6 protein-coding genes are annotated in these 6,886 nt (G+C 62.9%); 3 read left to right on the forward strand and 3 right to left on the reverse strand.

The window, feature by feature from the left end:
* The 3 genes from ACZL02_RS24245 to ACZL02_RS24255 all read right to left on the reverse strand — a co-directional run.
* Positions 1–226: transposase (locus ACZL02_RS24245; protein WP_472941261.1), on the reverse strand; the 226-nt coding region annotated here is incomplete at its 3' end.
* A gap of 110 nt (positions 227–336) precedes the next feature.
* Entirely contained in the window at positions 337–1,572 is a 1,236-nt protein-coding gene (locus ACZL02_RS24250; protein WP_472941262.1) for a DUF3422 domain-containing protein, read from the reverse strand.
* Positions 1,573–2,075: 503 nt separating this feature from the next.
* Positions 2,076–3,332, reverse strand: coding sequence for an ATP-binding protein (locus ACZL02_RS24255; protein ID WP_496258581.1), 1,257 nt, complete (start codon positions 3,330–3,332; stop codon positions 2,076–2,078).
* Between the two features lie 406 nt (positions 3,333–3,738).
* On the opposite strand from ACZL02_RS24255, the gene ACZL02_RS24260 reads away from it, so the two are divergent.
* The 3 genes from ACZL02_RS24260 to ACZL02_RS24270 all read left to right on the forward strand — a co-directional run.
* Entirely contained in the window at positions 3,739–4,485 is a 747-nt protein-coding gene (locus tag ACZL02_RS24260; RefSeq protein ID WP_472941264.1) for an alpha/beta fold hydrolase, read from the forward strand.
* Positions 4,482–5,672 (forward strand): PAS domain-containing sensor histidine kinase, encoded by a 1,191-nt coding sequence (locus ACZL02_RS24265; protein WP_472941265.1) that lies wholly within the window; start codon positions 4,482–4,484, stop codon positions 5,670–5,672. The genes ACZL02_RS24260 and ACZL02_RS24265 overlap by 4 nt, the downstream gene beginning before the upstream one ends.
* A gap of 145 nt (positions 5,673–5,817) precedes the next feature.
* Positions 5,818–6,886 (forward strand): MFS transporter (locus ACZL02_RS24270; RefSeq protein ID WP_472941266.1); only part of this gene is annotated, 1,069 nt, incomplete at its 3' end.

The following is a 6,886-nucleotide window of genomic DNA, read 5'->3' on the forward strand; positions in this document are numbered from 1 at the left end:
TGCGCACGAAGATCCCCATTGCACCCCAGCGTTTCCAACGGTTGTACAACGTCTTGGCAGGACCATAGTCCTTCGGCGCATCCCGCCACCGCAGCCCATTGCGATTGACGAAGATGATGCCGCTCAGAACCCGCCGGTCGTCGACCTTCGGCTTGCCGTGGCTCTTGGGAAAGAACGGGCGCAGGCGCTCCATCTGCTCGTCCGTCAGCCAATACAGATTGCTCATATCCAGTCTCCTCACAGAGCCTGAATCAGATCGTCGCCCTCACATCAATGGGTCCTGACCCTAGGAGATGCCAAAACGATCGCCAGGTGCCATAGTCTCGTCCGCCCCGGTCAGTGACCGCTTGTCAGGGAGTTTTTTACACGTCGGACCGCGGACCAAACCAATAAGAAGACCAAGGGCGCGGCAGCAGCCACAATCCATTTGGGGGCGTGGAAGTCCTCGCCAAAACTGCCCATCCCGTCGAGAACCATCTTCATGATTCCCAGCAGGTAGTAGCTGATCGCGATGATGGAGAAACCTTCGACGGCTTCCTGGAGCTTGGTTTGCAATGCCACTCGCTGTGCGACCGAACTGAGCATCATCGCGTTTTGCTGCTCGAGTTCGACCTGAACAGAGGTCCGCAGCAGTTCGCTGGCGCGCGCCACGCGAACCGCCGCACTCTCCACCCGCTCGTCGGCCTGCTTGCAAGACCGAACGGCCGGCCTGAAACGGCGGTCGATGAACACCCCAATGCGCTGGTAGCCTTCGACCCTTCCCTCACGCAGCTCACCCAACCGCGTGAAGACCAAGTCTGCATAGGCGGCGGTCGCCGAGAAACGCACCCTTGCCTTGATGGAGAACTCCAGGATATCGGCAGAAAGCTTGGCAATTTCCGCGAGCAGGACTTCCGCCTTTCTCTGGGTTCCCCCGAGGGCGCTCACAATGAACTGGAGACGCGTTTCGAAGTCGGCGCAATGCGCAAACGCCTCCTGTGACAGCGGATGGCCAAGCAAGGCCATCATCCGGTAATTCTCGATCTCCAAAATGCGCCGGACCATGCGCCCCAACCGGTAGGCGTTCAAACCTCTGTTCAGCAGCACGATCCGTATCGAGCCGTTCTCGCCCAGCCGATAGGTCGACCAAGCCTCGGCAAGGTCGTCCCCGACGGTCGAGGCAACGGCCTCCCCATCTCCCACGATCAAGATCTGGGGATCGTCGAGCGCGTTACCGACGAGGACGGAAACGGAGACGAGTCTCTGTCCTGGCACCGTGCCGAGGATCTCGGTCCAGGCCGGGTCCGGCTCCGGGATGTCGTCGACCAAGCCGCTCCACGGCATGACGTGGGTCAGCGAGATGAACTCGTTGTGCACCTCCCATTTGAGCCGGCCGTTGCCGCAGACCGCGATGCCGCTTTTGCCGTCGCGGGTCAACTCGGCTTCGCGGCAAAGCGACTGTGGCATCCACGAGGAGGGGCCGCCGACATGGAAGGCCGCATGCCATACCACCGAAGGTGCCTCGAAATAGAGTGACGGTCGCGCGTGAAGCTCATCGTGAAGCTGGCGGCGCAGCGGATGGTCGAATGTCATGCTCGAACCTTGGAAAACGAACCTTGGCGGCAACAGCACACCGCCTCCTGCGCCGCCTCCGGTCTCGATCGAGGCAGGATGGCAGGAATCCCGAATTATAACCACGCTCTCGGTTCTGCTTTGAGCCACGATCGTGGTCGTTTTATTGCACATTTCGTCGCGCAGTTGCTCACGCCACCAGGCAACTATTGCGTCCGGCAGTCTCGGGCATCTCAATCTACCGAGACCACTGCGTCGGCGCCTGCCGGAAGCTTCATCCGGCAACTCGGGTCGATTGCGGCTCATCAAACGACATCTACCACGTCAGTCGACTCGGTGGGTCGCTGAGTGTTGTCCTATCTGCGGAATGGCTGCGTACATAAAAAACGGCACACCCTTCAGGGAACCCGCCACGCCCTCCGTGCAGCCGAAGGGATTCTTGCCGAAACTCGTCGCCACCAACTGGCGGCAGGTTGCGACCCATCCAAGACGTAGAGACCACGATTGTCTGTCCCCACAAGCGGTCATTCAACAGACGATTGCATAGGCTTGTTCAGTGGGAACCGCATCGTAAAACGTGTTCCCTCGCCCATGGAGCTCTCAACGGATATGTCCCCACCGAGCAGCGTGCAGAACGACCTCGTCAGCGCTAGTCCTAGTCCGGTCCCGCCGAAGCGCTTGGCGATCGTGTCGTCTGCCTGAGAGAAGCGCTGGAACATCCGCCCGACCTGGTCGGGCGTCATGCCGATCCCGCTGTCGGCCACCGCGAACACCAGCTCAGCGGTCCCAACGTTGCGCGACGCCGACAGGACGATCCGCTCGTGCTCGGAGAACTTGGCGGCGTTGCCGACGAGGTTGTAGAAGCACTGCTTGAGCTTCGTCACGTCAGTCCGCCACGAGCCGAGGCCCTCCCCGAACTCCATGACCAACGTGTTCCCCTTCTTTTGGACGAGCCCGAGGACGGTCGTGCCGACGTCCCGGAGCAACTCCGCGACATCCACGTCTTCGAGCGAGACATCCATCTTGTCGGCCTCGATCTTCGAGAGATCGAGCAGGTCGTTGATCATCGACAGGAGGTGCTGGGCGCTCGACTTGATCTTGCCGAGATCGGAGGCAAGCGTCGGCAGCGCGAACTCCTCCGCTTCCTCTTCCAGCATCTCGGCATACCCGATGACTGCGGAAAGCGGCGTTCGGAGCTCGTGGCTCATGTTGGTGAGGAAAAGGCTCTTGGCCCGGTTCGCGTCCTCGGCGTCATTCTTTGCCTCGAGCAGGGTCGCCGCATCCGCCTCCCGTTGGAGCAGCATCCGACGGAGGGCCAGATGGGTCATGACCTGCCGTGCCAGCGCATGGAGGCCCGTTGCCTGAGCGGGTGTGAGGCCGAGCGGACGTGGTTCGGTGTCGATGACGCAGAGCGAGCCGAGCCGGACGCCTTCCGGCGTCTCCAGCACCGCTCCGGCATAGAACCGAATGTACGGGGGACCCGTGACAAGACTGTTTTCTGAGGTGCGCGGATCCGCCGTCAGGTCGGGAATGACGAGGATGCCGTCGCCGCGGATCGCGTGGGCGCATACGGATTGAGAGATCGGGGTTTGAACGCAGTCGAAGCCGACGCGTGCCTTAAACCATTGGCGGTCCCGTTCGACGAGACTGACGAGTGCTGTGGGCGTTTGACAGATCTGCGACGCGAGCAGGACGATGTCGTCGAACCCCGTCTCGGCCGGTGTGTCGAGGATGCCGTAGCTCTCGAGAGCGGCGACGCGCTGGTCCGCATTGATGTCCATGGATGCCTTGGCTGATGATGCCGTCCTCGATCCGGTCGCGGGCGGTGAGTGGTTGGATCCGTGGGTCTCACCTGCCAAGCATTCGGAATAAGACGCGTGAGCCACTATGCCTGGCACATCGGGCGAATTGAACGTTAGGCAAGCCATTTGACGGTAACAAAACGCAGGATCTTTAACGACGAGGGAATGCAGAGAAGCGGGTCAGCTCAAGGAAATACCCGTGGATACCAATTAAATCGCGCTATCCCATTCATAAAGCTGACGGGACGACAAGCGGTAGATATGGTCTCGACCTACAAGCGCTGGTGGAGCGCGCTTTTTCCGCTCCGCTCAACACGTCGAGTATGCCGCTTTGTCTATATGTATTCGCAACAACGTCCGCGAGGCGGGAACGAACAATCGCCCTATGGTCTTCGCCCATGGTTTTGGCTGCGACCAGAACATGTGGCGCTTCGTAGCTCCCGCCTTCGAAAGCGAGTTTCGGACCATCCTCTTTGACCATGTCGGGGCGGGAGGTTCGGATCTCTCGGCCTACGAGCCTGCGAAGTACGCCAGCCTAGACGGCTACGCCGCAGACCTCGTGGAGATCGGCCGAGACCTCGGGCTGACGGATGCAGTGTTCGTTGGTCACTCCGTAAGCTGCATGATCGGCGTCCTCGCCTCGATCGCGGCGCCGGAGCTCTTCTCTACCCTCGTCCTTGTTTGTCCCTCGCCGCGATATATTGACGATGTCGGTTACCGTGGCGGGTTCACGGCCGAGGACATCGACGAGCTGCTGGACTCCCTCTCCGACAACTACATGGGCTGGTCCGCCACAATGGCGCCCGCCATCATGGGCAATCCGGATCATCCCGAGCTCGGCCGGGAGTTGACGGAAAGCTTCTGCCGGATGGACCCGGAGATCGCGAAGGCCTTCGCCCACGCGACGTTCACCTCCGACAACCGCGTCGATCTGCCGAAGGTCCAAGCCCGGACGCTCGTTATCCAGTGCCGAAACGACGTCATCGCGCCACGAGAAGTCGGCGAGTTCGTCCATCGCGAGATCGCCGGAAGCGAATTCGTCATCCTCGACGCTAGCGGGCATTGTCCCAACCTCAGCGCGCCGTCGAAGGTCGTGGAGGCCATGCGCCCGTTCGTCGGAAGCTCTCTGTGACGCACCCGGCAGACGATGTCGCAGACCTCTTCGAGTCTGCACCCTGCGCGCTGCTGTCGCTTGACGCGCAAGGCTCCATCGTCAGGTCGAACCGTGCCCTGGCCGCTTGGACTGGCCATCCACCGGAAGCGCTCGTCGGCAAGCGCTTCCTCGACCTCCTCAGCGTTGCCGGGCGCATCTTCCACGAAACACACTTCGTCCCGATGCTTCGCCTGCATGGGCACGTGGAGGAGATCGCACTCGACCTCGTTCCAACCGACGGCACTCGCCTGCCCGTGCTCGTCAATGCCGTGGAGGATCGGGACGCGGCGGGCGAGCTCCGCTCGGTTCGTGTCGCCATTTTCAAGGCAACCGAACGCCGCCGCTACGAGCGAGAGCTGGTCGCGGCCCAGACGCAGGCCCGCGTTCTGCAAGGGCAGGTCGAAGCGGCGAACGAGGCGCTAGCCCGACGGCTCGACGAGGAACGGGACCTCGGCAAGTTGCGGGAGGAATTCATCGCGGTCCTCGGCCACGACCTGCGCAACCCCTTGGCCTCGGTCCAGAGCGGCACGAAACTCCTGTCACGCGAGACTCTGAGCGAGCGGGGACGAAAGATCCTGATGCTAATGGAAGCGAGCACGCTGCGCATGTCGGGCCTGATCGACAACGTGCTCGACTTCGCCCGTGGACGGCTGGGTGGCGGCATCACGCTGGAGCGCGACGCCCTGCTGCCGCTGGAGCCCGTGCTCCTCCAAGTGGTCGACGAGCTTCGGGCTGGCACAGGCCGCGAGATCCGAACGGACCTTGCGATCGACGAACCCGTCGACATCGACCGCCAACGCGTCGCGCAACTCGTCTCCAACCTTCTCGGCAACGCCCTGTCGCACGGTGCTGAGGACAGTCCGATCATGATCGGCGCGAAGACGGCAGACGGCTGGCTGGAAGTCTGGGTCGCCAACGGCGGAACGCCGATCCCGCCGGGTGCGATGGAGCATCTTTTCCTGCCCTTCTTCCGCGGCGGCGTTCAAGCGAGCAAGCAGGGGCTGGGTCTCGGGCTGCACATCGCGTCTGAGATCGCCAAGGCGCACGGCGGGACGCTGAAGGTTCTGTCGTCCAAGTTGGAGACGCGGTTCACCTTCTCTATGCCCCTCAACGGTGCACGCCGTGCCGAGCAGGCGTCTCAGTTGCGAGCGGTCGAAGTCGAGTAACGACCCAACTACGCCTTTGTAGGTGGTAGTCCGCCTGTCTTGAGGCGGACGTAGCGTCAAATCCGCACCGAGACAGGCCAATGGCATCGACGCGAGCGTCTTTGGCAGATAGCTGTCAGGCATCCCAACGTCTCGCATGGACATCATGACAGCTCCGACAGACGCAGCCATCGCGGCGCGCCCACGTATCCCGCGCGGCATCTGGGCGCTTGGTTTTGTCAGCATGCTGATGGACGTCTCGTCCGAGATGATCCACTCGCTCCTGCCCGTGTACATGGTAGCCGTCCTCGGAACCTCGGCCTTCGCCGTCGGCATCATCGAGGGGATCGCCGAAGCCACTGCCTCGATCGTTAAGGTGTTCTCCGGAGCCCTCAGCGATTGGCTCGGCAAGCGCAAGCTCCTCGCCGTGATCGGCTACGGGCTGGGTGCCCTGACAAAGCCCGTCTTCCCGATGGCCTCGGGGCTGGAGGCGCTAGTGGCGGCGCGGTTCGTCGACCGCTTCGGCAAGGGCATCCGCGGCGCCCCCCGGGATGCGCTCGTCGCGGATCTGGCGCCGCTGGAGATCCGAGGCGCGAGCTTCGGCCTGCGCCAGTCGCTTGACACGATCGGCGCCTTCTCGGGACCGCTCCTGGCCGTCGGGCTGATGTGGCTGTTCGCGGGCAACTTCCAAACGGTGTTCTGGATCGCGGTGATCCCCGCCTTCCTATCCGTCGCCGTGCTGATCGCCGGGGTCCACGAACCCGCAGGGACGCGAGAACGCCGTCCGGCACGCATGCCGCTGCACCGCTCCGAGCTGGCCCGTCTCGAAAGACCGTACTGGAGCGTCGTCTTGGTCGCGACAGTGTTCACGCTGGCGCGGTTCAGCGAGGCGTTCCTGCTCCTGCGGGCAAGCGAGTTCGACGTTCCGGCCGCGACGATACCGCTGGTGCTGGTGCTCATGGGGGTCGCCTACTCCATCTCATCCTATCCCGTCGGCATCCTCTCGGACCGAATGAACCGCAAGCGGCTCCTGATGGTGGGGATGCTGCTGCTCGCGGCGGCCGACGTCGTCCTCGCGCTTGCTCCGAACGTTGGCATCGCCGCTATCGGCGTGGCACTCTGGGGCCTGCACATGGGCTTCACGCAGGGGACCCTTGCGGCACTGGTGGCGGACGCGTCGCCCAACGACCTGCGCGGCACTGCTTTCGGCGTCCTCAACCTCGTCACGGGCCTTG

It is taken from the genome of Mesocryomonas fontinalis, from assembly GCF_055730125.2.